23 protein-coding genes and 2 pseudogenes are annotated in these 23,867 nt (G+C 74.2%); 14 read left to right on the plus strand and 11 right to left on the minus strand.

Translation table 11 applies throughout. The annotated features are described in order from the left end of the window. Nucleotides 1-81 precede the first annotated feature (81 nt). Nucleotides 82-2,028, minus strand: a complete 1,947-nt coding sequence (locus AB0K25_RS19305) for an ABC transporter ATP-binding protein (protein ID WP_219462566.1) — start codon at nt 2,026-2,028, stop codon at nt 82-84. 234 nt (nt 2,029-2,262) lie between these two features. On the opposite strand from AB0K25_RS19305, the gene pgi reads away from it, so the two are divergent. The 4 genes from pgi to AB0K25_RS19325 all read left to right on the plus strand — a co-directional run bounded on the left by pgi (nt 2,263) and on the right by AB0K25_RS19325 (nt 6,466). Further along, on the plus strand, nt 2,263-3,900 hold the full coding sequence (pgi, locus tag AB0K25_RS19310; protein ID WP_219462568.1) for a glucose-6-phosphate isomerase: 1,638 nt from the start codon (nt 2,263-2,265) through the stop codon (nt 3,898-3,900). 150 nt (nt 3,901-4,050) lie between these two features. Beyond that, a complete protein-coding gene (locus tag AB0K25_RS19315) occupies nt 4,051-4,752 on the plus strand; it encodes a GntR family transcriptional regulator (protein WP_219462578.1) in 702 nt (233 codons plus the stop codon). Nucleotides 4,753-4,871: 119 nt separating this feature from the next. Continuing rightward, nucleotides 4,872-5,699: a sterol desaturase family protein gene (locus AB0K25_RS19320; RefSeq protein WP_219462579.1), complete on the plus strand. Its 828-nt coding sequence runs from the start codon at nt 4,872-4,874 to the stop codon at nt 5,697-5,699. A gap of 146 nt (nt 5,700-5,845) precedes the next feature. Continuing rightward, the gene (locus AB0K25_RS19325; protein ID WP_363821484.1) at nt 5,846-6,466 is read left to right on the plus strand and encodes a lysoplasmalogenase; all 621 of its coding nucleotides are present in this window, start codon (nt 5,846-5,848) and stop codon (nt 6,464-6,466) included. Here AB0K25_RS19325 and AB0K25_RS19330 read toward each other — a convergent pair. From AB0K25_RS19330 to AB0K25_RS19345, 4 genes are all read right to left on the minus strand, one after another. Further along, the gene (locus AB0K25_RS19330) at nt 6,459-7,298 is read right to left on the minus strand and encodes an ATP-grasp domain-containing protein (RefSeq protein ID WP_363821486.1); all 840 of its coding nucleotides are present in this window, start codon (nt 7,296-7,298) and stop codon (nt 6,459-6,461) included. The two genes, AB0K25_RS19325 and AB0K25_RS19330, sit on opposite strands and share 8 nt — an antisense overlap. A 202-nt stretch (nt 7,299-7,500) precedes the next feature. Beyond that, nucleotides 7,501-7,929 (minus strand): DUF1232 domain-containing protein, encoded by a 429-nt coding sequence (locus AB0K25_RS19335; protein ID WP_363821488.1) that lies wholly within the window; start codon nt 7,927-7,929, stop codon nt 7,501-7,503. A gap of 142 nt (nt 7,930-8,071) precedes the next feature. Then, nucleotides 8,072-9,796: an acyl-CoA dehydrogenase gene (locus AB0K25_RS19340; protein ID WP_363821490.1), complete on the minus strand. Its 1,725-nt coding sequence runs from the start codon at nt 9,794-9,796 to the stop codon at nt 8,072-8,074. A 52-nt stretch (nt 9,797-9,848) separates the two neighbouring features. After that, a complete protein-coding gene (locus AB0K25_RS19345; RefSeq protein WP_219462588.1) occupies nt 9,849-10,400 on the minus strand; it encodes a PadR family transcriptional regulator in 552 nt (183 codons plus the stop codon). A 124-nt stretch (nt 10,401-10,524) separates the two neighbouring features. Between AB0K25_RS19345 and AB0K25_RS19350 the strand changes: the two genes are divergently transcribed. After that, a complete protein-coding gene (locus AB0K25_RS19350; protein WP_363821493.1) occupies nt 10,525-10,824 on the plus strand; it encodes a hypothetical protein in 300 nt (99 codons plus the stop codon). 226 nt (nt 10,825-11,050) lie between these two features. Here the strand turns inward: AB0K25_RS19350 and AB0K25_RS19355 are convergent, their stop codons facing one another. Further along, nucleotides 11,051-12,085: an ABC transporter substrate-binding protein gene (locus AB0K25_RS19355; protein ID WP_357534433.1), complete on the minus strand. Its 1,035-nt coding sequence runs from the start codon at nt 12,083-12,085 to the stop codon at nt 11,051-11,053. Nucleotides 12,086-12,232: 147 nt separating this feature from the next. On the opposite strand from AB0K25_RS19355, the gene AB0K25_RS19360 reads away from it, so the two are divergent. From AB0K25_RS19360 to AB0K25_RS19370, 3 genes are read left to right on the plus strand one after another with little or no spacing between them, the layout of a single operon-like run. Beyond that, nucleotides 12,233-13,231, plus strand: coding sequence for an iron chelate uptake ABC transporter family permease subunit (locus AB0K25_RS19360; protein WP_255598234.1), 999 nt, complete (start codon nt 12,233-12,235; stop codon nt 13,229-13,231). After that, a complete protein-coding gene (locus AB0K25_RS19365) occupies nt 13,228-14,292 on the plus strand; it encodes an iron chelate uptake ABC transporter family permease subunit (protein WP_357534431.1) in 1,065 nt (354 codons plus the stop codon). Before AB0K25_RS19360 ends, AB0K25_RS19365 begins: the two co-directional genes overlap by 4 nt. A 43-nt stretch (nt 14,293-14,335) precedes the next feature. Next, nucleotides 14,336-15,124, plus strand: coding sequence for an ABC transporter ATP-binding protein (locus AB0K25_RS19370; RefSeq protein WP_219470065.1), 789 nt, complete (start codon nt 14,336-14,338; stop codon nt 15,122-15,124). On the opposite strand, the gene AB0K25_RS19375 is transcribed toward AB0K25_RS19370, so the two are convergent. Genes AB0K25_RS19375 through AB0K25_RS19385 form a run of 3 tightly spaced genes read right to left on the minus strand, consistent with a single transcriptional unit; the run spans nt 15,097 to nt 17,728 of the window. After that, complete coding sequence (locus AB0K25_RS19375) at nt 15,097-15,636, minus strand: GerMN domain-containing protein (protein WP_219470067.1); 540 nt, start codon at nt 15,634-15,636, stop codon at nt 15,097-15,099. The two genes, AB0K25_RS19370 and AB0K25_RS19375, sit on opposite strands and share 28 nt — an antisense overlap. 56 nt (nt 15,637-15,692) lie before the next feature. Next, a complete protein-coding gene (locus AB0K25_RS19380) occupies nt 15,693-17,048 on the minus strand; it encodes a HAMP domain-containing sensor histidine kinase (RefSeq protein WP_208566597.1) in 1,356 nt (451 codons plus the stop codon). Then, complete coding sequence (locus AB0K25_RS19385) at nt 17,045-17,728, minus strand: response regulator transcription factor (protein ID WP_357534429.1); 684 nt, start codon at nt 17,726-17,728, stop codon at nt 17,045-17,047. Before AB0K25_RS19385 ends, AB0K25_RS19380 begins: the two co-directional genes overlap by 4 nt. Nucleotides 17,729-17,876: 148 nt before the next feature. On the opposite strand from AB0K25_RS19385, the gene AB0K25_RS19390 reads away from it, so the two are divergent. The 4 genes from AB0K25_RS19390 to AB0K25_RS19405 all read left to right on the plus strand — a co-directional run bounded on the left by AB0K25_RS19390 (nt 17,877) and on the right by AB0K25_RS19405 (nt 19,555). Next, nucleotides 17,877-18,275 (plus strand): STAS domain-containing protein, encoded by a 399-nt coding sequence (locus AB0K25_RS19390; RefSeq protein WP_363821496.1) that lies wholly within the window; start codon nt 17,877-17,879, stop codon nt 18,273-18,275. Then, complete coding sequence (locus tag AB0K25_RS19395) at nt 18,272-18,541, plus strand: GlsB/YeaQ/YmgE family stress response membrane protein (protein WP_208566599.1); 270 nt, start codon at nt 18,272-18,274, stop codon at nt 18,539-18,541. The genes AB0K25_RS19390 and AB0K25_RS19395 overlap by 4 nt, the downstream gene beginning before the upstream one ends. Nucleotides 18,542-18,665: 124 nt before the next feature. Further along, nucleotides 18,666-19,274 carry an STAS domain-containing protein gene (locus tag AB0K25_RS19400; protein ID WP_219462599.1) on the plus strand — a complete coding sequence of 203 codons (609 nt, stop codon included), beginning with the start codon at nt 18,666-18,668 and terminating at the stop codon, nt 19,272-19,274. Then, nucleotides 19,268-19,555 (plus strand): BON domain-containing protein, encoded by a 288-nt coding sequence (locus AB0K25_RS19405; protein ID WP_357534425.1) that lies wholly within the window; start codon nt 19,268-19,270, stop codon nt 19,553-19,555. The genes AB0K25_RS19400 and AB0K25_RS19405 overlap by 7 nt, the downstream gene beginning before the upstream one ends. Nucleotides 19,556-19,673: 118 nt before the next feature. Here the strand turns inward: AB0K25_RS19405 and AB0K25_RS19410 are convergent. Next, a pseudogene (locus tag AB0K25_RS19410) lies at nt 19,674-21,275 on the minus strand (sulfatase-like hydrolase/transferase); the annotation flags it as partial. A 416-nt stretch (nt 21,276-21,691) separates the two neighbouring features. After that, nucleotides 21,692-22,390 (minus strand): annotated as a pseudogene (locus tag AB0K25_RS19415) (CDP-alcohol phosphatidyltransferase family protein); the annotation flags it as partial. 95 nt (nt 22,391-22,485) lie between these two features. On the opposite strand from AB0K25_RS19415, the gene AB0K25_RS19420 reads away from it, so the two are divergent. Next, nucleotides 22,486-23,481: a zinc-binding alcohol dehydrogenase gene (locus tag AB0K25_RS19420; protein WP_363821499.1), complete on the plus strand. Its 996-nt coding sequence runs from the start codon at nt 22,486-22,488 to the stop codon at nt 23,479-23,481. Beyond that, complete coding sequence (locus AB0K25_RS19425; RefSeq protein ID WP_219462602.1) at nt 23,469-23,867, plus strand: 6-carboxytetrahydropterin synthase; 399 nt, start codon at nt 23,469-23,471, stop codon at nt 23,865-23,867. Before AB0K25_RS19420 ends, AB0K25_RS19425 begins: the two co-directional genes overlap by 13 nt.

Here is a 23,867-nt window from a genome sequence, read left to right on the forward strand (position 1 = left end):
ACCGCCGAGGTCGAGGGGTTACCAGGTGACGCTATCGAAACATCCCCAAGAGTTCAACGAACGTCGATGCCTGAGCCGCCGTCACTCGGTGGCGGCGAGGTAGCCGCTCGCCTGCAACTCGAACAGCTCCCGGTAGGGCCCGTCGGCGGCCATCAGCGTGTCGTGGTCGCCCTGCTGCACCAGCCGACCGTGGTCCATCACGAAGATCTGGTCGGCGTGCCGGACGTTGGCCAACCGGTGGGTGATCAACACGACCGTCCGGTCGGGCCGCCGCCGCAGGTGCTCGAAGAGCGCGTGCTCGGCGCGGGCGTCGAGGGCGGCCGACGGCTCGTCGCAGATCAGCAACCGGGCGTCGCGGTAGAGGCCCCGGGCGGCCACCAGCCGCTGCCACTGCCCGCCGGAGAGGTCGTGGCCGTTCTTGAACTCCCGGGCCAGCAGGGTGTCGTAGCCGAACGGCAGCCCGGCGATCATGTCGTGCGCGGCGGCCGACCGGGCGGCGTCCTCGACGGTCGGGCCGGCCGCGTCCGGGGGCCGGTCGTGCCGGCCGATGCGGATGTTCTGCGCGGCGGTGAACGGGAACTTCCACCACTCCTGGGTCATCACCGCCACCTGGGCGGCCGTCGCCGCCGGGTCCAACTCGGCGACGTCGACGTCGTCCCACCGGATCACCCCGCCGGTGGGCCGGTAGAGGCCGGCGATCAGCTTGGCCAGGGTGGTCTTGCCGGAGCCGTTCTCACCGACCAGGGCGATCACCTCGCCCCGCCGGATGGTCAGGCTGACCTCGTCCACCGCCGGGGCGTCGGTGTCCGGGTAGCGCAGGCTGACCCGGTCCAGCTCGATGTGCTCGAAGCCGGCGGTGGGCCGCCCCTGCCCGGCGGCGGTGCGGCTGTCGGCCCGGTCGAGGAAGTCCCGGTAGTCCTGGTAGTAGAGGGCGTCCTCGTAGAGGTTGTTGGTGGCGTAGACGGCGAGCGCGAGGCTGCTGCGCGCCGACTGGAGGGCGAGCAGGGCGGTCGCCGCCGCGGCGAGCGCGACCACGCCGGTGAGCAGCAGCCCGCCGAGCACGGCGTAGACCGCGAAGGCCGCGATCCCGCCGACGGACATCCCGACGGCCCTGGTCCGGCTCTGCGCCCGGGCCAGCCGCAGCAGCGCGGCCGTCTCGACGGTCATCATCCGGCGGAACTCGGCGAGCAGGAAGTCCCGCATCTGGTAGGCGCGTACCTCGGCGGCGGTGTGCCGGTTGGCCATCAGGTGGGCGAGCATCCACATCCGGCGGCGGCGGTTGATCCGGGCCAGCATGTCCAGGTACTGCCGGCGGGCCATCCGCACCGCGGTGACCGCCTCCGGCACGGCAGCCAGCAGCAGGCAGGGCAGCAGCACCGGTTGGATCACGGTCACCGCGGCGGCGGTGGCCAGCACGCCCACCACCCCGGTGATCAGGTTGACGGTGTGGTCGACGATCGACGCCGCCTCGGCCATCCCCCGGTCGCGGACCCGGTCCATCTCCTCGGCGAAACCGGCGTCGTCGAAGGCGGCCAGCTCGACCGCCGTGGTGGTCTCGAACAGCCGCAGCTCCACCGCGTAGTTGATCTGTGGGATCAGCCGGGCCTGCGCCCAGCCGGCGGTGACGGTCAACGTGCCCTTCACGGCCACCGCCGCGGCGGCCAGGACCAGCGCGGGCAGCGCGGCCCGGACCCGGTCGGGCGTCGGACCGGCGGCGAACAACTCGCGCAGCACCCCGGTGGTGGCGAGCAGGCCGAGGGTGGTCATCACCCCGGCGGCGAGGTTCAGACCGATCGCGGCGAGGGTGTCGCGACGGTTGGTCGCCCAGGCCAACGCGATGGCCTCGCGCACCAGCCGGGGCAGCCGGCGGGCCACCGACCGGAAACTGGTGTGCGCGAACTCGGTGGCGTGGTGCATCCATCCGCCGTCCGCCAACTCCGGCAGATCCAGCCCGGCCTCCGCCGAACCGGCCTCCGCCGCAGGCTCGTCCGTGGGGGTCGAACGGCGGGGGCCGATCACCGTCGCCATGGGTCCTCCCGGGCCGAAGGGGGCAGGGCACGGCGAGCCTACTGTCGGCGACGAGGCGATGTCGCCCCGTGGTCGGCGTGTCGTACACCTGTCGCATTGGCGTGTCGCCGGCCACCCCGGGGCGGCGGCTGCGCCGGGTCGCGTCGCGTGGCCGCGCCCCGGGTGGCAGGCTGGGACGCGAACCGTCGGCGGCACCACGCGCCGACGACCGTCGTGAAGGAGAAGATCGACCCGATGGCTGCGAGTGTGACCACCACCGACGAATGGCAGGCGCTGCGCAAGCACGCCGAGACGATGCGCGGCACCCACCTGCGGGAGCTGTTCGCGGCCGACCGGCAACGGGGTGAGCGGCTCACCGGCGAGGTCGCCGACCTGCACGTCGACTACAGCAAGCACCTCGTCACCGACGAGACCATCGGGCTGCTCACCGCGCTGGCCGGGCGGGTCGGGCTGACCGACCGGATCGCCGCGATGTTCGCCGGGGAGCACATCAACTCCACCGAGGACCGGGCCGTGCTGCACACCGCGCTGCGGCTGCCGCGCGACGCCGCACTGACGGTGGACGGGCAGGACGTGGTCGCCGACGTGCACCGGGTGCTGGACCGGATGGCCGCGTTCAGCGAGCGGGTCCGCTCCGGGCAGTGGCGCGGGCACACCGGCGAGCGGATCAGCACGGTGGTCAACATCGGCATCGGCGGCTCCGACCTCGGCCCGGTGATGGCGTACGAGGCGCTCAAGGCGTACCGGGACGGCGGGATCGCCTGCCGGTTCGTCTCCAACATCGACCCGACCGACATCCACGACAAGACCCACGACCTCGACCCGGCGAGCACCCTGTTCGTGGTGGTGTCGAAGACCTTCTCCACGCAGGAGACGCTGGCCAACGCCGAGCAGGCCAAGACGTGGCTGCTGTCGGGCCTGGACGCCGACGACGACGCGGCGATCGCGAAGCACTTCGTGGCGGTGAGCACCAACGCGGGCCGGGTGGCCGACTTCGGCATCGACCCGGAGAACATGTTCGGCTTCTGGGACTGGGTGGGTGGCCGCTACTCGCTGCCGTCGGCGGTCGGGCTGTCGGTGATGCTGGCGGTCGGGCCGGACCGGTTCCGCGAGCTGCTGGCCGGCTACCACGCCGTCGACGAGCACTTCCGTACCGCGCCGGTGGAGCGGAACCTGCCGGCGCTGCTGGGCCTGCTCAACGTCTGGTACGTCGACTTCCTCGGCGCGCAGACCCACGCCGTGCTGCCGTACTCGCAGTACCTGCACCGGTTCCCAGCGTACCTGCAACAGCTGACCATGGAGAGCAACGGCAAGTCGGTGACCCTGGACGGCACGCCGGTCGACCACCCGACCGGGGAGATCTTCTGGGGCGAGCCGGGCACCAACGGCCAGCACGCCTTCTATCAGCTCATCCACCAGGGCACCGTGCTGATCCCGGCGGACTTCATCGCGTTCAGCCAGCCCAACCACGACCTGGGCGAGATGCACGACCTGTTCATGTCGAACTTCTTCGCGCAGACCGCCGCACTGGCCTTCGGCCGGACGGCGGAGCAGGTCGAGGCGGAGGGCACGCCTGCCGAGGTGGTGCCGCACCGGGTGATGCCGGGCAACCACCCGACCACCTCGATCATCGCGCCGAAGCTCACCCCGTCGACGCTGGGCCAGCTCATCGCGCTCTACGAGCACATCGTGTTCACCTGCGGCGCGGTGTGGAACATCAACCCGTTCGACCAGTGGGGGGTGGAGCTGGGGAAGGTGATGGCCAACCAGCTCGCGCCGAAGCTGACCGGGGACGCGCCGGACCTGTCCGACGTGGACTCCTCCACGGCGGCGCTGATCAGCCGCTACCGCCGGGAGCGCGGTCGGGCCTGAGGTCCGCGCGGCCGTTGCGGGCACCCGGCAACGGTCACCGGTGAGGTCCGTCGGGACGGCGGCCGGGTCACCCGACCCGGCCGCCGTTTCTTTCGGTACGACTGGTCCAACCAGTTGACGGGTTGATGGGTACGCCGGCACACTGCTGCCGTGGCCTTCGTCCCCGTGCCCCGCAGCTCCGTCTCCGACCACGTCTTCGCCCAGCTCCGCGACGCCATCGTCAGCGGGCGGCACGCCCCGGGCGACCCGCTGCCCGGTGAACGCGAACTCGCCGCCGCGTTCGCCGTCAACCGGCACGCCGTGCGGGAGGCGCTGCGCCGGCTCCAACAGCTCGGGCTGCTACGGGTCAGCCAGGGCGGCGTCACCCGGGTGCTGGACTGGCGGGTGCACGCCGGCCTCGACCTGGCCCTGTCCCTCGTCCAGTCCGGCGACGTGCTGCCGGTGGAGCACCTGGTCCGGGACATGCTGGAAATGCGCGCCTGCGTCGGGGTCGACGCGGCCCGGCGCTGCGCCGTCCGGGCCACCGGGGCGGTGGGGCGGGTCGTGGTCGACACCGTGGAACGGTTCGCCGCGCTCGCACCCGACCTGGCCGCCATGGCCGAGGCGAACATCGCGCTGTGGCGGCACATCGTCACCGGCAGCGGCAACACCGCCTACCTGCTCTCCTTCAACAGCCTGGTGGCCGGGGCGCTGGCCGTCGGGGAGGTGCCGCCGCAGCGACGCGCAGCCGAGTTGCTGGACGTCGCCGGGCACCGCCGGCTGGCCGCCGCGATCGCCGACGGCCGGGGCGACGACGCCGCCACCGAGGCCCACACCCTGCTCACCGCGTCCCTCACCGCCCCCACCGGCTGACCGCCACCCACCCGCCGACCGCCCGTCGGCCCGACCCGCCGACCGCTACCCACCCCGACCCGCCGACCCGTCCCGGGCGTCCACCCCCGCCGCCCGTCCCCCGGAAGGGAACGTCGCGCATGATCCCCGCCGTGCTCTACGCCGTACCGGCGTTCCTGCTGCTCATCGCCGTCGAGGCGTGGTCGTACCGGTTCGCGCCGGACGACGACGAACGCGGCTACGAGCGGCGGGACACCACCACCAGCCTCACCATGGGCGCCGGCAGCCAACTGATCGGCTTCCCGTGGAAACTGCTCACCGTCGGTCTCTACGTCGCGCTGTGGACCGTCGCCCCGGTGCAGCTCTCCCCCACCAGCGTCGGGACCTGGGTGCTGCTGTTCCTCGCCGACGACCTGGCCTACTACTGGTTCCACCGCACCCACCACGAGGTACGCCTGTTCTGGGCCAGCCACGTGGTGCACCACTCCAGCACGCACTTCAACCTGTCCACCGCGCTGCGGCAGAGCTGGACGCCGATGACCTCGCTGCCGTTCTGGCTGCCGCTGGCGCTGCTCGGCATCCCACCCTGGATGATCTTCCTCCAGCAGTCGGTCAGCCTGCTCTACCAGTTCTTCCTGCACACCGAGCGGATCGACCGGCTGCCCCGACCGGTCGAGTGGGTCTTCAACACCCCGTCGCACCACCGGGTGCACCACGGGGCGAACCGCGAGTACCTGGACCGCAACTACGGCGGCATCCTGATCGTCTGGGACCGGCTCTTCGGCAGCTTCGCCCCGGAACACACCCCCGTCCGGTACGGGCTGACCACGAACATCGGCACCTACAACCCGCTGCGGGTGGCCACCCACGAGTACGCGGCGATCTGGGCCGACGTCCGGCGGGCCGGCTCGTGGCGGCACCGGCTCGGGCATGTCCTCGGCCGCCCCGGTTGGCAGCCCGCCCGATGAGCCGCTCCCGACCCGACCGCCCACCCGGGCGTCCCGCGCCGCACCAGGCGGGGGCCGGCGCGTCTCCGGCGGGAGTGCCGGTGCCGCCACCGCCGACCGGGGTGCCAGAGCCGGCGGGGGTGCCACAGCCCGCAGGGACGACCGGGGTGGCGGGACGGTGGCTTCTCGGGTCGTTCGGGCTGGTCACCGCCGTGGAGCTGACCGGGGTCGCGCTCGACTCGACAGCGGTGCAGTGGGCGGCCAAGCCGCTGCTCGCCCCGCTGCTGCTCGGCTGGCTGCTCACCGTACGGCGGCGGTGGGACCCGGTGGCGACCGGGCTGGTCTGCGCGACGGCGGGTGACGTGGCGCTGCTGGTCCCCGGCACCACCGCGTTCCTGATCGGGATGGGGTGTTTCCTCGGCACCCAGGCGGCGTTCCTGGTGGCGTTCCTGCGCCACCGGCGGCCACCGGCGGGGGCAGTCGCCGGATACCTCACCCTGTGGGCGGCGGGGAACGCGCTGCTCTGGGGCCGGCTGGGCGACCTGCGGCTGCCGGTGCTCGGCTACAGCCTGGCGCTGAGCCTGATGGCCGCCGCCGGCTGGGGGGTGTCCCGGCGGGTGGCCGCCGGAGGTGCGCTGTTCCTCCTGTCCGACCTGCTGATCGGGGTCGAGGCGACGGGTGTCCGACTGCCCGGCCACGGGCTGTGGGTGATGACCACCTACCTGGCCGCGCTGCTGCTGATCACCACCGGCTGGGCGGGCCGCCCGGCACCGACCGCCGTCAGGTGAGGGCGGCGACCAGGGCTTGCGGGGCCATGGTGGACGGGCGGTCGCTGACCTGGCCGTCGCCGATCTCCACCAGCCGCCACCGACCGTCGGCATGCCGGGCCAGGTCGGCGGTGACGAACGGCAGACCGAGCGCGGACAGCACGGGGGCCAGCGGCCCGGTGTCCACCGGGGCGTCGGGAAGCTCCCCCGGGGTGTCCGGGTGCGGGCCGGTGAGCACGCACCGGCCGGCGACCCACCAGGTGCGCACCTCGACACCGGACAGCGGCTCGAACCGGCGCAGCACGAAACCACCGGTGAAGTCGTCGTCGCGCAGTTCGCGCAGCCGGGTCGCGATCCGCCAGGCGGCCTCCGCGTCGGCCAGCGCGGGGACGAAGCACGCCTCGTGCCAGTGGTGCTTGGCGGACTTCGTCCAGTCGCGCAGCACGGCCGGGCCGGCGCCCAGCCCGGCTCGCGCCCGGTCGAAGTCGGCCCGGTCGACGCCGACCGTCCAGCGGGACTCGGGGGTGAGCGTCGCCGCGGTGGCGTACCACCCGGGCAGCTCGTGGGCACGGCGGTACTGGTCGGGGTCGGTGCGTAGGGTCACCTGCCGGGCGCGGAGCGCCTCGGCGAATCCGGCGTACCCGGTGGCGGACAGCATCCAGCCCCGGTAGACCGCGTCGTCGTCGGCGGGGACCCCGGCGACCGCCCGCCCCGGGTCGCGGCCCGCCGCGAGCGCGTCGTGGTCGACGACGGCCACCCGGTGGCCGGCCTCGCGGGCGGCCTGTGCCTCCGGCGCGAAGTGCGGGTCCGCTCGACGGGGGCGCAGCGGGTCGGCGGGGACGATCAACAGCATGCCCGCATCCTCCCCCAGCCGCGCCACCCCGGGCCGCACGCCCCGGGCGGTGCGGCTCCCCGCGTCGGGGGTGGCTGAGCCGGCAGGTCGGCTCCGGGCGGTGCGGCTCCCCGGGCCGGGGGTGGCTGAGCCGCCGGGTCGGCGAGTCGGCCTGGGCGCGGGCCGTCGCGGGCCCCGACCGGTGCGGCGCGCGGCTGCGGCGTCAACCCGCTGCCGGCCGGTCGCCGTCGGGCGGGCGGATGCCGGTCAGCCGGCACAGCGCGGCGAAGCCGTCCTCGGTGCCCGGCCAGTGCCGGCGTACCGCGTCGACACCCGCCCGGCGGACCACCGCGCGCAGCACCGCGGCCACGATGATCGCGTCGTCGGCGTACCCGATGACCGGAACGAAGTCCGGGATCAGGTCGATCGGGACCGCCAGGTAGGCCATCAGCAGGCCGAGACGCACCCGTACCCCGCGCGGCAGGGTGGCGTCACCGGCCAGCCGGCGCAGCAGCCGCAGCAGGTCCGGCAGCAGCCGCAGCGCCTCCGTGAGCAGCGCACCCCGGGGCCGCACGATCAGCAGGCCGACCAGCAACGCCGCCCAGGTGGCCAGCGCCGCGACGGCGACACCGAGCAGGACGTCCCGGAGCATCTGCTGACTCCCTCCCCGCCGGACGACCTCCCGGAACGGGCCCGCCGCCCCGGCCCGGACCAGCGGCGCGACACCCGGGTCCGCTCCCCGCCGACGGGCCGACACCCGCACGGCATCCCACCACGGGACACCACGGGCGGGATCAGGGGGTCATCTCGTATCGGCCGGCCAGGGCCTGGACCCGGGACCAGACCCGGCCGGCGCGGGCCGCGTCGGCGACCGGGCGACGGACCTGGGTCAGCGCCCAGGTGGCCTGGGCGTCGGTGGTGGTCGGCTTGCCGTGCAGTTCGGTGGCGTGGCCGGCGAAGTCGCGGACCAGGACGTCGAAGATCTGGTCGAGCAGGTCGACGTCGAGCCCGGTCGCCCCGGCCTGCTCCAGGATGAGCTGACCGTAGACGACCAACGCGAAGAGCTGCCCGAGGGCGAGCAGGAAGTCGAGGTCACCCTGCTGCTCCTCGCCCGGCGGGTGGGCGGCGAGCAACTCGCGCAACCCGTCGGCCTGGGCGGTGAACCGGGCCACGTTCGGCACCTCGGCCCGGGCGGCGTACGCGGCCCGCCAGTCGTGGAACCGGATCGCGCCCAGACCACGCGCCGGGCCCTGCCGGAACAGGAACCCGTCGTCGGCCGGGTCGTGCCGGGTGGGCACCGGGGGAAACTCGGCCGGGGCGAAGAAGTAGTTCGCCATGAACTTCAGGATCAGCGCCAGGTTGACGTGCACGGTGCCTTCGAGCTTGGGCAGCCCCCGGATGTCCCGGGCGGCCTTGTCGAAGTAGGTGTCCGCCTCGAACCCCTTGGCGGCGATGACGTCCCAGAGCAGATCGATCACCCGCTCGCCCTCGGTGGTCACCTTCATCTTGGTCATCGGGTTGAACAGCAGGTAACGCCGGTCGTCGGGGCCGGCCGAGCGGAAGTAGTCCACCGCCCGGTCGCTGAACAGCTTCATCGCGACCAACCGGGCGTACGCGTCGGTCAACTCCCGGCGGACGTGCGGGAAGTCGGTGACCCGCCGGCCGTAGAGCACCCGGCGGTGGGCGTGGGTGACCGCCTCGTACATGGCGTGTTCGCAGATGCCGATGCTGGCGGTGCAGAGGTTGAACTTGCCGACGTTGACGGTGTTCAACGCGGCGTCGAACGCAGCACGGCCGGTGTGCAGCACGTCCTCGGCGCGCACCGGGTAGTCCTCCAGCCGGAACTCACTGACGTACATCTGCGCGTTGACCACGTTGCGGACCAGCCGGTACGCCGGGTGCCGGCTGTCGGCGGCGAAGAAGACGTAGCCGTCGGGCCCCTCGACGTCGGCGCGGCGACCGAAGACCGAGACCAGCCCGGCGACGTTGCCGTTGCCGATGTAGTACTTGCCGCCGGTGGCCCGGAAGCCGTCCGCGCCGTCGGGGGTGAGCAGCATGTCGGTGGAGTAGATGTCGGCGCCGTGGGCCCGTTCGGAGAGGCCGAACGCCATCACGTGCCCGTCGTCGAGCAGCCCCGCCGCGCGGGCGCGGACGGCGGCGTTGTCGCTCTGCCAGACCGGGCCGAGACCGAGGACGGTGACCTGCCAGGTGTACCAGTAGCCGAGCCCGTAGAAGCCGAGCACCTCGCTGAGCGCGGCGTTGCGCGCGGTGTCCCAGCGTTTGGCCGGGTCACCGCCACCGTCGGCGGCCGGGGTGCAGAAGGCCGCGAACAGCCCCTGCGCGGCGACGAAGTCGAGGAAGTCGGCGTACCAGGTGTGGTCGTTGTAGCTGTCGACGAGCGCCTTCTTGCCCCGGCGCTCGAAGAAGTCGACCGTGGCCCGCAGCAGCCGGCGGGACTCCTCGTCCAGGTGGTCGGGGTCGTAACGGTGCGGGTCGAGCAGCAGGTTGTCGTCGGTCATCGCGAGGTGGTCCCTTCTCCGAAGGTGGTCAGCGGTCGGCGCGTGCGGGTGGTCAGTGGTCCAGGCCGCGCAGGATGGCCAGGACGTCGTCGAGCCAGGCCAGCACCATCCGCTCGTACGCGATGCCGCCGCGCAGCACGACGTGCTGGAGGGCGGCACGGTCGTCGCCGGAGACGCCCCCGGGGAAGTCGCGGCGCTCGCCGGCCAGGTAGCGGGCCAGCACCGCCTCGTGGTCGGCGCGGTACCGGGCGACCTCGACGAGCAGGGCGACCCGGCCGGCCCGGTCGGTGAAGGCGGCCCCCCGGACCTTGACGGCGAGTTCGTGGCGCACCGCCTCCGGTTGGACCTCCTCGCGGAGCCAGTCGGTGAGCACGGCGTGGCCGGTGCCGGTGACCGACCAGCGCCGCTTGTCGGGCCGGCCGTGCTGGCCCACCTGTTCGGCGGTGATCCAGCCGTCGGTCCCCATCCGGGCGAGCACCCGGTAGATCTGCTGGTGGGTGGCGGTCCAGAACCGACCGATGGAGCGGTCGAACCGGTGGGCCAACTCGTAGCCGGAGCCCGGCTGCTCCAGCAGCGAGACCAGGATCGCGTGTTCGAGGGCCATCCCGGCATCCTGCTATGCAACGAGTTGCACAACAAGGGTGGAGTGGTGATCCCCACCAAGGTCGGTTGGTTTTGCCACCCGACCCGGTGGAGACTCTTCTCCGGTACCGACAAAGGGGGAGACCATGCCCGACACCGACCGCCCGCAGCGACATACCCGCGCCGCCGTGCCCGCCGGGGTGACCGATCCGCTCCTGTGGCGGATGGCCCTCGACGTGATCGACGCACACCATCCGGACCAGGTGGGGCGTTGCGACAACCTGCTCTGCGAGCACCAGGAGTGGCCCTGCGACGCCGCGCGCAACGCGCAGCGGGCGCTGACCATGGCCGGTGACACGACGACCGGCGGCGCCGACGACCAGCGCACCGGCTGGGAGCAGCCCGGTCGGGCCGCGCGTCGCACCCGGTCCGTCGAAGCGGCCTGAACCGGCTTCCGTCGTCCTGTCCGCACCTGCGGCGGCTGGCGCACCGCAGCGGCGGACGGAGACGACCGCACCGGCACACCACCGGTGCAGCGGTCGGCACGGTGACGCCCGGTGGCGGGGTGTCCGCACGCGGGCACCCCGCCCACCACCGGTCGCGCCGGGCGACGGTCCGCCCGCTCTCGACGGGCCGACCCGGCCGGGCGGCTGCGGCGATCCGGTGGCAGCCTCAGCCGAGACGCTTGGCGGAACGGATCGCGGTGGCCAGGCTCTCCAGCAGCGGGGCCGCGCCCGCGTACGAGAAGCGGGGCACCGCGTCCCACGGGGTGACCTGGTTGGCCCGGACCGCCGGCAGCTGCGCCCAGGTCGGCTTGGCCGCGAGGTCCTTGGGCTGCAACGCGGTGGAACGGTTGTCCAGCAGGATCAGGTCGGCCGGGAACTTGCCGGCGTTCTCCCAGCTCAGCGCCTCGAAGTAGTCGCCGGACTCAAGTTTGGTCGGCACCACGATCTCCACGCCCAGCTCGGCGAAGTACATCAGGTCCGTGCTGACCTTCGGGTTGGAGACGTAGAACAGGTCGGGGCTGCCCGAGGAGGCCATCACCCGGATGCCCGGGTTGGCCTTGACCGCCGCCCGCACCTGCTCGGCGGCGGCCTCGAAGCGGGCCTTGGCCTCGGTGACCTTCGTGGCCGACAGGTCCGCGCCGAGCGAGCGGGCCAGCTCGGCATAGCGCTCGATCGGGCGGGTCATCGGAGTCCGGGCGGTGGTGATCGCCACGCTCGGCGCGAGCTGGAGGATCTTGTCGCGGCTCTCGTCCGGGACGTACCAGAGGGCGTCCGGGTCGTACATGTGGGTGACCAGCAGCTCGGGGCGCAGCGCGGCGTACTTCTCCACGTTGAACTCACCCCAGACGTTGCCGAGCACGGTGACCCGGTCGACGTCGAGGTCCCCGGCCTGCGGGTCGCGGGAACCGTCGGTCCGGGTGGTCTCCCCGAACACGCCCACGAGCTGGGAGTCGAGTCCGAAGTCGACGAGCGCGGCGGCCACCCCGGTGAAGGCGACCACCCGGGTCGGCGCGGCGGGCGCGTCGACCTTGCGCTGCCGGTCGTCGGTGAAGCTCCACGGGCCGGCGGAACCACCGGCGGCGGGCTTCGCCGGGTCGTCGCCCCCGCCGCAGGCGGCGAGGAGGGCGGTCAGGGCCACGCCACCACCGGCGGCGAGCAGGCCGCGGCGGGAGAGTCGGGGTGAGGACGAGGAAGGCAGCATGTGACGTCTTTCGGTCAGGCCGGAGCCGCGCCGGTCCGCGACGGCATGGTTAGGGTAACCTAACCTAAATCGCTGTCAACAATCGGCGCGCGCCACTCTCGCCCCCTGGAGCCGACACTGTCCGCCACCCTGTCCCCACCCACCGTCCTGCCGGGAGCGACGACGAACCGTCGGCGCACCGGCGTCCGGACCGCCGGGCTCGGCGCGGGCCTGCTGCTGCTCGTCGCGGTGGCGGTGCTGAGCATCGCCGTCGGCGCGAAACAGCTCACCCTGGTCGAGGTGTGGCACGGTCTGACCTCCCCCACCTCCCCCGAGCATGCGGTGGTGCAGCAGATGCGGCTGCCCCGTACCCTGCTCGGGCTGCTCGCCGGGGCCGCCCTCGGGGTGGCCGGCGCGCTGATGCAGGCCCTCACCCGCAACCCCCTCGCCGACCCCGGTCTGCTCGGCATCAACGCCGGAGCGTCGGCCGCCGTGGCCACCAGCACCGCGCTGCTCGGCGTCGCGACGGTGCGGGGTTGGATCTGGTTCGCCCTGCTCGGCGCGGTCGTCGTCACCGTGGCGGTGCACGCCGTCGGCGGCGGCCGGCAGGCCACCCCGCAGCGGCTGGCGCTGGCCGGGGCCGCCCTCAACGCGGTGCTCTACTCGTACGTCAGCGCGGTGATGCTGCTCGACGCGGCAGCGCTGGACCGGCTGCGGTTCTGGACCGTCGGCTCGCTGGTCAACGCCGACTTCACCACCGTCGCCACGGTGGCCCCGTTCATCCTGGCCGGCCTGCTGGTCGGGCTGGCCGGGGCCCGCCCACTCAACGCCCTGGCCCTCGGCGACGACGCGGCCCGCGCGCTCGGCGCCCGCCCCGCCCTGGTCCGGGCCGGCACCGTCACCGCGGTCACCCTGCTCTGCGGCGCGGCCACCGCCGCCTGCGGCCCGATCGTCTTCGTCGGCCTGCTCGTCCCCCACCTGGTCCGCGCCCTGACCGGCCCCGACCTGCGCTGGCTGCTGCCCTACGCGGCGGTGCTCGCCCCGGTGCTGCTGCTCGGCGCCGACGTGCTCGGCCGGGTCCTCGGTCGACCCGGTGAACTCCAGGTCGGCCTGGTCACCGCCGTGCTCGGCGGGCCGCTGTTCCTGCGTCTGGTGGCCCGCCGATGAGCCGCGCCCGCGCCACCGCCGCACCGACCCGCCCACCGGACCGGGTGGTCCGCATCGGCACCCGCTCGGTGCGCTGGCGCGGCCGGTCCCTGGTGGTCGGACTCGGGGCCACCGCCCTGGCCGTCGTCCTCGGGGTGCTCGCCATCGGTGGCGGCGACTACCCGATGAGCCCCACCGACGTGCTGCGCACCCTCACCGGCGGCGGTAGCGCCGCCGAGGACTTCATCGTCGGTGAGCTGCGGTTGCCCCGACTGGTGACCGCGCTCGCCGTCGGCGCCGCCCTGGCGCTGTCCGGCGCGGTCCTCCAGTCGCTGGTCCGCAACCCGCTGGGCAGCCCCGACGTGCTCGGGGTCACCCAGGGCGCGGCCACCGGTGCGCTGATCGTGGTGGTTGCCGGGGGCGGCACCCTGCTGCTGTCCGGCGCGGCGCTGCTCGGCGGCCTCGCCACCGGCCTGCTGCTGTGGGCGGTGGCCGGCCGGCACGGCCTGCACGGCTACCGGCTGGTGCTGGTCGGCATCGGCACCACGGCGATCCTCACCGGCGTCAACGGCTGGCTGCTCACCCGGGCCCCGCTGATGGACGCGGCCCGCGCGGTGCTCTGGCTCACCGGCAGCCTCGACGGGCGGGGCTGGGCACAGGCCGTCCCGCTGCTCGGCCTGCTGGCGCTGCTGACGCCGGTGGTGGTCGGCACCGCCCGGGCGCTGTCGGTGATCGAACTGGGTGACGACACCGCCACCGCGCTCGGGGTGCCGGTGTCGCTGGTGCGGCAACTGCTGCTCGGGGCGGCGGTGCTGCTCGCCGCCGGGGCCGCCGCCGCCGCCGGGCCGGTCTCGTTCGTCGCCCTGGTCGCGCCGCACCTGGCCCGCCGGCTCACCCGGGCGCCCGGCCCCAACCTGGCCGCCGCCGCCGCGACCGGGGCGGTGCTGCTGCTCGCCGCCGACCTGGCCGCGCAGCGGGCGATCGACGGCCACCAACTGCCCGTCGGGGTGGTCACCGGCCTGGTCGGCGGGGCCTACCTGGTGTGGTTGCTCGCCGCGCAGGGACGCGCGGCCCGGATCTGAGGAGGACACGGTGACCGAGGACAGTCGACTCGGTGGGGTCGGGCTGACCCTGGCCTACGAGCGGCGGGTGGTGGCCCGGGACCTGTCGGTCGCCGTGCCCGACCGGTCGTTCACGGTGGTGATCGGCCCCAACGCCTGCGGCAAGTCCACCCTGCTGCGGGCCCTGGCCCGCACGCTGCGACCGACCGCCGGCACGGTGCTGCTCGACGGCCGCGACATCCACTCGCTGCGCTCCCGGGAGGTGGCCCGCACCCTCGGCCTGCTCCCGCAGTCGTCGGTCGCCCCGGAGGGCATCACCGTGGCCGACCTGGTCGCCCGGGGCCGCTACCCCCACCAGGGCCTGCTGCGCCAGTGGTCCACGCAGGACGAACAGGTGGTGACCGCGTCGATGGCCGCCACCGGCGTCGGTGAGCTGGCCGACCGGCCCGTCGACGAACTCTCCGGCGGGCAGCGGCAGCGGGTCTGGATCGCGATGGCGCTGGCCCAGCAGACCTCCCTGCTGCTGCTCGACGAACCCACCACCTACCTGGACGTCGCGCACCAGATCGAGGTGCTCGACCTGTGCGCCCGACTGCACGAGGAGCAGGGCCGCACCCTGGTCGCGGTGCTGCACGACCTGCACCACGCCGCCCGCTACGCCACCCACCTGATCGCCATGCGCGACGGTCGGGTGGTGGCCCAGGGGGACCCGCGCGAGGTGGTCACCGCCGCGCTCGTCGAGGAGGTGTTCGGGCTGCCCTGCCGGATCGTCGAGGACCCGGAGACCGGCACCCCGCTGGTCGTACCCCGGGCCCGGCGCGGTCGTCAGTCCGGACCGGTGGCGGCGGGGTAGTCGGCGGCGGTAAACGGGCCCGACGACAGCGAACCGTCGGCCCGGGGCACCTCCAGCGGCCGGCCCCGCCGCAGGAACGACACCCCGGCGACGTCCGGTCGGCTGTCCAGGGTGCAGACGATCTGACCGTACGCCAGCACCTCGTCGCTGCGACCGGACTCCTCCCCCAGTGGCTCCACCTCCACCTGGGCCCGCCCGTCGACCAGCCGGGCGCCCAGCACATGCACCGCACCGGGCAGGGCGGTGCCGAGGCCGGCCACCCGCTCCGCGTCGTCGGGGCCGGCCAGCAGCCGCCGCAGGTGCCCGTCCACCCCGCCGGACGCGTCGACCTGCCGGACCACCCGGACCAGTCGACCGGCGCGGACCAGGCAGAACGCCTGTTCCACCCGACCCGGCACACTGCTCGCCGCCGGTGCGGCCGGCGGCCCGAACGGCGGCTCGACGGCCCGGGGCCGATCGTCGGCCGGCACCCCGCACCCGGCGAGCAGCAGGGCCGCCACCGCCGGCAGCAGCCACCGCCACGACCACGGCAACCGCCGGGTCACCGCCGGGGAACGCAGCGGGCGGGTCACGGCCGGGCCCCCGGCAGCTCCACCCGGAACCGGGCGCCGCCGCCGGGCCGGTCACCGACACCGGCCCGGCCACCATGCGCGGCGGCGTGCTGGGCGACCAGCGCCAACCCCAGGCCGGTGCCGTCCCCGCCGGCCCGGTCGTGCGCGGCCCGACCCCGGACGAACCGGTCGAAGACCACTTCCCGGTCGGCCACCGGCACCCCCGGCCCCTCGTCGTCGACCTCCACCACCCCGACCCCGTCGGACACCCACAGCCGCACCGCGACCGGGCCACCGCCGTAGCGGACCGCGTTGTCCAGCAGGTTGACCAGCACCTGCTCCACCCGCCGAGGGTCCACCGACCATCGCCCCGGCGCGGGTGGGCCGGGCTGGACCAGTGACTCGGGCAGCCCCCGCCCCCGGCACACCCCCCGGGCCAACGCCAGCACGTCGACCTCCTCCCGCTGCACCGGCCGGTCACTGCGGGCCAACTCGATCAGGTCGTTGACCAGCCGTTGGAACCGGGTGATCTCCTCGCTGACCAGGCCGGCGGCGGTGGCCGTCCGGTCGTCCAACCCGTCGCGACGCCGGGACAGCACGCTGGCCGCCGCCGACAGCGTCTGCAGGGGTGAGCGCAGCTCGTGGGCGACGTCGGCGGCGAACCGGCGGTCCCGTTCGATGCGGACCGCCACCTCGTCGGCCATCCGGTTGAACGAGGTGGAGAGCCGGGCCAGGTCCGGGTCGGTGCCCGGGGCGAGCCGGGCGGTCACGTCCCCCGCCGCGATCTTCTCCGCCGCGTCGGCCACCGCCGTCAACGGGCGCAGCCCGTGCCGGGTGGCGTACCAGCCCAGTGCCGCACCGGAGCCGGCCACGGTGACCGCCACCACGGTCAGCGCCAACGCCAGCACCTGGAAGGTCTGCTCCAGCTCCCGCAGCGAGGTGATCTCGTAGTAACCGGTCGAGTCGGCCAGCGGCACCCCCACCAGCAGCGCCGGTTGCCCGTCGACCCGGATCCGCTGCACCGCCGGCTCACCGTCGGCGACCATCGCCATCAGCCCCGCCGGCACCGCCCCGGACGGGCCCTCGTCGGCGGTGCGGGCGTACCAGCGGCCGTCTCGGTGCACCAGCGCCCGGCGGGTGCCACCGGTGTCCAGGGTGCGCAGCACCTCGTAGACGTCCGGGGTGTCGGTGTCCAGGCCGGCCCGCACCACCGCTGCGTCGAAGTACGCCGCCCGTAGCGCCGTGCGCTCCCGCTCGTCGAGCAGCGAACGGCGCACCAGCTCGTACGAGATCAACGCCATCAGCGCCGACAGCAGCAGCGCCCCGATCGCGAACGCGGCGGTGACCCGGGCCCGCAGGCCGAGCCGCCTCATCGTTGCAGCTTGTAGCCGAGGCCCCGCAGGGTCACCAGGTGCCGGGGGTTGGCCGGGTCGGCCTCGATCTTCTGCCGCAGCCGCCCCACGTGCACGTCGACCAGTCGCTCGTCACCGGTCTCGTAGCCCCACACCCGGCTGAGCAGCTGCTGGCGGGACAGCACCCGGCCGGCGTGCTCGGCCAGCTCGCAGAGCAACCGGAACTCGGTGCGGGTCACCGGCACCGGCTGTCCCGCCCGGCGCACCTCACCGGCCTCCGGGCTGATCTCCAACGGGCCGAAGACCAGCACCGGCACCGCCGCCGACGGCGCGACGGCGGTACGCCCCCGGCGGCGCAGCGCCCGCAACCGGGCCGAGAGTTCCTTGATGGCGACCGGCTTGACCAGGTAGTCGTCCGCGCCCGCCTCCAACGCGGCGACGATGTCGTGGGTGTCGTCGCGGGCGCTGACCACTACGATCGGCACGTCGTCGTCGCGGCGCAACTGCCGGATGCACTCGAAACCGTCGAGGCCGGGCAGCATCAGGTCCACCAGCACGTAGTCGGCCGCCTCCTGCCGCTGCGCCCGCAACCCCTCCTCCGCCGTGGCCGCCCCGCGCGCCAGATAGCCCTCGTCCTCCAGGGCCAGCAGCAGCGCCAGACGGATCCGGTCGTCGTCCTCGATCACCAGTACGCCCGCCATCGGGAAATCGTGCCCGGTGCGCGCCGACGATGACGAACCGGCTTCGGCGTACGCGGAATTTGTCACGCAACTGACATACGTCCGCGCGGCCCCCGCCAACCTCGCCCACCAGGCTGGGTCCGGACAGCGAGCCGGAAGGAGGCCGATCGTGGGAGCATCCCGCCCGGAGTGCACCGTACCGCTGGTGGAGGTGTGCGTCACCGACGACCTGGACCTGGCCGCGCTGGCCCGGTCCCGGGAGGTCTTCGACCGGCTCGTCGCGTTGCGCCCGGCCCACGTGGTGGTGGACCTCTCCGAATGCCGGCACCTCGACGCCGCCGCCGTCGGGCTGCTGCTCGACGTGCACCGGGAGCTGACCCGCCACGGCGGCGTGCTGACGCTGCGCGACCCCAGCCCCCGGGCGTTGCGCGTGCTGACTGCCGCCCGGGTGTCCCGGGTGCTGCCCATGGTCACCACCCCGAGGGCACTGCCGGTGGGCGACGGGCTGGTCCCGTCCGCCGTCCACCGGCGACCAGCGCCGCGGCGGGTCCGGGAGCACAGCCGATGAGCGTGCCCGGCATCGTCGCCGCCGTCGTCGTGGGGCTCGTGGTCGGCACGCTGGGCCGGCTCGTCATCCCCGGCCGCAAGCAGGTCCCGGTCTGGCTCACGCTCGCCGTCGGCCTGGTCGCCGCGCTGCTCGGCACCATCCTGAGCCGGCTGGTCGGCATCGACGGTGACGGCTACACGCTGCGGCAGCTGATCGTGCAGGTCGGCCTGGCCGGGGTCGCCGTGGCGCTGGTCGTCGGCACCGCAGGCGGCCGCACCGAGCCCTGACCCACCGGAACCGGTCGTGGTCCGGCGCATGCGGGGTCTCCGGTCGACCACCGCGCGCCGGGCCACGACCACCGGGCCGCCGCGACCACCGGGCCGCCACGGCCATCCTCAAGGAGGAGATCCGATGACCGTCGTACCGGACGACCCGATGATGACCCTGATCTGTGACAGCTGCGGGACGGTCGCCACCGGCCCGGCCTGTGTCCTGCCCGACGCCGAGGTGGTCTGGACGTTCGTCGCCGAGCAGGGCTGGACCGGTTCGCCGTTCGCCACCGGCCCGCACCGCTGCCCCCGCTGCGAGCTGGTCCCCGAACCGGCCCCGGTGCCGGCCCGCGCGCCCCGCCGCACCGACCCCCCCGGGGTGCTCGGCGTCGAGCACACCGACCAGGTGGCGATCGTCACCGCCGCCGGGGACCTGGACATCGCCACCGGCGACGACCTGCACGGCGCGTTGTCGGAGGCGGTCGACGCCGACCGGCACGTGGTGGTCGACCTGGTCCGGGTGCACCTGATCGACTCCACCGCCCTCGGGGTGCTGGTCCGGGCCCGGCAGGACGCCCGGCAACGCGGCCGGCGGCTCAGCCTCGCCGGACCGTCCCGGTTCGTCCGCACCGCTCTGCACACCATGCGGCTCGACCGGGTCTTCCCGGTCTTCGACACCCGTCAGGAGGCGGTGGACTGGTCCCGGGCCGGCACGGCCGACCGGCCCCGGGAGAGGAGCGCGGCGTGGTGATGCCGTGGCCGCTGCCCGACGACAGCTGGTTGCGTCCCGAGCCCGACCCGCCCGGCCCACCGGGTGACGACGTCCGGCTGGCCGCCGAGGTGGCGTACCGGATCGTGGGCGGGGTGGGTCTGCGGGCCCGACGGATCACCGTCACCGTGCAGAACCGGGTGGTGATCCTCGGTGGCGTGGTGCCCGACGTCGAGGCCCGGCAGCTCGCCGGTGAGGTCGCCTGGCAGGTGCCCGGCGTGGCCGACGTCTGCAACGCGCTGCGGCTGTCCACGAAGCGCTGATCCCCGGCGTCGGTGCCGCCGGGGATCAGCCGGGTGCCGGGCCGGCGGCGCAGCGCAGTGCCACCGACCAGCGCAGTGCAGGGCCGCCGACCGGCGTCGCGCTCGGCCGCCGCCGGGGTCAGCGTGGCGCGGCGACGTGGGCCGGCGGTTGCGGCCCGAACGTGGTGAGGAACCGGTCCCGGAAGGTGTCCATCGGCCACACCGGCGCGTCCGGGCCGGGACGCAGCCCCTCCTGCCAGCCCCAGCCACCCACCCGGGCCAGCACCGCCGGGTCGCGGGTGACCACCGTGATCGGCACGTCCCGGCTGGCGTTCGGGCCGGTGACCAGCGGGGACGGTTGGTGGTCACCGAGGAAGACCAGCACCAGGTCGTCGTCGCCGTACGTCTGGACGTAGGAGATCAGGCTGTTCAGCGAATATTCGATCGCCCGGCGGTAACCGGTACGCACCTCGGTGGTGCTCCGCCCCACCACGTTCTTCGGGTTGAACGCCACCGACGTCGGCCGGCGGTAGATCGAACCGTCCCCGACGTGGTCCCAGTCCAGCATGCGGGGGATCGCCACCCACGGGGAGTGGCTGGAGACCAGCGGAATCTGCGCCATGATCGGCGCGTGGTCAGGGTTGGCCCGCTCCCGGCGTTGGAAGGCGGACAGGGTGTACTGGTCGGGCATCGGCGCGTAGCTGAACTGCGGTCCCCGGTAGTCCAGCCCCGCCGCGTCGTGGTAGCGGTCGTAGCCGAAGAACGCCCCCTCCGGCCAGGGCGAGGTGGCCGCCGGCATCACCCCGACCGTCTGCCAGCCGGCCCGCCGGAACGCCCCGTTGAGGGTCAACCGGTCACTGGCCAGCAGGCTGTCGTGCCGTTGCTGGTTGTTGATCCACAGCCCGGACAGCAGGGTGTCGTGGGCCAGCCAGCTCCCGCCACCGGCGGTGGGTGAGGTCAGGAAGCCGCTGCGGGCGGTGAACCCGGCGGCGGCCAGTCGCCGGGTGCCACCGTCGAGCACCGCACCGACCTGCCCGGCGAACTCGGGGTCCTCGACCGCGTCCCGGCCGTAGCTCTCGACGAACGCCAGCACCACGTCCTTGCCGCGCAGCGCGGTGAGCAGTTGGTCGCCGGGCGTGTCACGGAACGCGTCCCGGGTGACCTGGTCGGTGAACTCCCGACGGTCCCGCAGGCCCGCGCCGACCTGACCGACGTGCTGCCCGACCAGGGTCGCCGTGCCGGAGTCGGCGACCGGCACACCGAGCGTCGCGGCGGCCACCCACAGCGCGGTGAGGCCGGCGACGACCCGGGTGGCGACCCGGTGGTGCCCGGCCGCCACCCGGGTCAACCGCAGCACCGACCAGCTGGTGAGCACCAGCAACGCGACCACCAGGGCGACCAGCCCGACGGCGGCGGCGACCGCGCCGCCGGTACCCACCGAGTCGGTGAGGAAGGCGTACCCGTCGTCGAGCAGCACCCAGTCGAGGACCAGGTCGAACGGGCGGGCCAGGCTGGCCGACATGCCCAGGTCGAGCACCTTGACGATGGCGACCAGCCCCAGCACCACCCCGATCGACACGGCGACCGGCCGTCGGGCCCGACCGGGCAGCGCCAGCAGCAGGGCGGCAGCCAGCAGCCCCTCGACCGGCACCCGCAGGAACGCGACCGGGGTGACCTGGTCGAGCCGGTCCGGTGCGGTCAGCACCGCCAGGACCAGCATCCCGGCCAGCACGGTGGTCACCCGGACCGCGACGGTCCGCCACCGGGCCCGCCCGGCCGCCGCCGGGGCCTGCGGCGTCGTCGGGTCCGCCTCCGGCGGGGTCGGGGTCGGCGCGTCGCCGGCGGGCCCGCCGGTCGGGGTGGACCGGTCGGCCCGGGCGGGGGCCCGCCCGGTTGCCGTGCTCGGGCGACGCAGGCGTGACAACAACGACACTCCGGAAGGTCCTTCCTGGCAGGGAGCCCGGCGGCAGGGCCGGGCGGGATCGACGGTCCGGATCAGACCGGCTGGTGGGCGACGAACGGCGGCCGGTCGGCGACGGCTTCCACCCGGGGCCGCACCGATGGTACGGACGGCAGCATCCCGACCGGCGACACCCGCGGGACGGAGATCGACGTGCCGGCGGTCGGCGCGACGGGCCTGACTGGCAGGACGGGCCGGATCGACCGGATCGACCGGTGCCACCAGAGCCAGCCCACGTCGTGACCGAACGACTCGACCAGCAACGCCAGCGCCACCGCCGCCAGCACGGCGGTCAACGGTCGGGCCAGCACGTCCGCGGCGACCACGAGCAGGAGCACGCCCTGCGCGGCGGCGACCACCTTGCGCCAGAAGCGCGGCGGCAGCGCCCCGCGCATCCAGGGCAGCAACCAGCCGGCGGCGACGAAGGCGTACCGCAGGCCGCCGATGGCAAGCACCCACGGCCCCACCGCCGGCGCCACCTGGACGCTGAGCACCAGGATGAGGAACGCGTCGACCTCCATGTCGAAACGTGCGCCGAGGGCGCTGACCGTGCCGGTGCGCCGGGCCACCCAGCCGTCCACCGCGTCCAGCGCCAACGCCACCGCGGTCATCGGCACCAGCACCGCCAGCGGGGCCGGTTCGGAAAAACCGGTGACGACCAGGGCGGTCACCCCGCCGACCAGCACCCCCCGGGTCAGCGTCACCCGGTCGGCCGGCCCGAGCCGGTCGACCCCCCGGCGGCGCAGACCGCGCTGCAACGCGACGCAGGTGACCACGCCGTACCCGAGGCCGGCCAGCCAACCGGCGACGTCGAGCCCGACGGTCGCGGCCAGCCCTGCCAGCAGGACGGTTTGTACGGTCAGGCCGAGCACCGGACCGGTTCGAACCCTGGACACCCTGCCTCCGTGTTTATGATCGACGACCTCGGCAGTGGGTACGCAGGACGCGGCCGTTTCGTTCGGTTCCGCCGGCAGAAGAGGAGAAAACCCGCGTGATCCGCGATGCCCGGGCCTTCTGGCTCCGCTCCCCCGGCGTCGGTGAGCTGCGGCCGGTGACCCTGCCCACGCCCGGCCCCGACGACGTGCTGGTCCGCAGCCGCTACTCCGGGGTGAGCCGCGGCACCGAGACGCTGGTCTTCACCGGCGGCGTGCCGGAGAGCCAGTACACGGCGATGCGTGCCCCGTTCCAGGAGGGCGACTTCCCCGCCCCGGTCAAGTATGGCTACCTCAGCGTCGGCGTGGTCGAGGTCGGCCCGGCGGCGCTGCGCGGGCGGACGGTGTTCTGCCTGCACCCGCACCAGAGCGCGTACGTGGTGCCGGCGTCGGCGGTGGCCCCGGTGCCGGACGACGTGCCGGCGGCCCGCGCGGTGCTGGCCGGCACGGTGGAGACGGCGGTCAACGCCCTGTGGGACGCCGCGCCGCTGGTCGGCGACCGGGTCAGCGTGGTCGGCGGCGGGATGGTGGGGTGCAGTGTGGCGGCCCTGCTGGCCCGTTTCCCCGGGGTGCGGGTGGAGCTGGTCGACGCCGATCCGGCGCGGGCGGCGGTCGCCTCGGCGCTGGGCGTCGACTTCGCCCTGCCGGCGGCGGCGACCGGTGGACGGGACCTGGTGGTGCACGCCAGCGCCACCGCCGCCGGGTTGCAGCGCAGCCTGGACCTGCTCGCCCCGGAGGGCACCGTGGTCGAGCTGAGCTGGTACGGCGACCGGCCGGTCGAGCTGTCGCTGGGTGGGGCGTTCCACGCCGGGCGGTTGACCGTCCGCAGCAGTCAGGTCGGCACGGTCTCCCCGGCGCGGGCGTCCCGGCGCGGTTTCGCCGACCGGCTGGCGCTCGCCCTGGAGCTGCTCGCCGACCCGGTGTTCGACGCGCTGCTGACCGGGCGGTCCCGCTTCGCGGAGCTGCCCGAGGTGCTCGGCCGCCTGGCCTCGGGGGAGCTGCCCGCACTGTGCCATCTGATCAGCTACGACGAGGAGACACCGTGTTCAGCGTGACCGTACGGGACCACATCATGATCGCCCACAGCTTCCGGGGCGAGGTGTTCGGGCCGGCCCAGAAGCTGCACGGGGCGACCTTCGTCGTCGACGCCACCTTCCGCCGCCCGGAGCTGGACGCCGACGGCATCGTGGTGGACATCGGCCGGGCGATCGACGAGCTGAAGGCGGTGCTGGCCGACCTGACGTACCGCAACCTGGACGAGGAGCCGGCCTTCGCCGGGCAGAACACCACCACCGAGGTGCTGTGCCGGGCCGTCGCCGACCGGCTCGCCGACCGGGTGCACGCCGGTGGGCTGGGCGAGGGCGCCCGGGAGCTGGCCGGGATCACCGTCACCCTGCACGAGTCGCACATCGCCTGGGCCAGCTACGAGCGGTCGCTGTAA

Origin of the sequence: Micromonospora sp. NPDC049257, assembly GCF_040678915.1 — a bacterium.
In the GTDB taxonomy this organism is placed as follows: domain Bacteria; phylum Actinomycetota; class Actinomycetes; order Mycobacteriales; family Micromonosporaceae; genus Micromonospora; species Micromonospora antibiotica.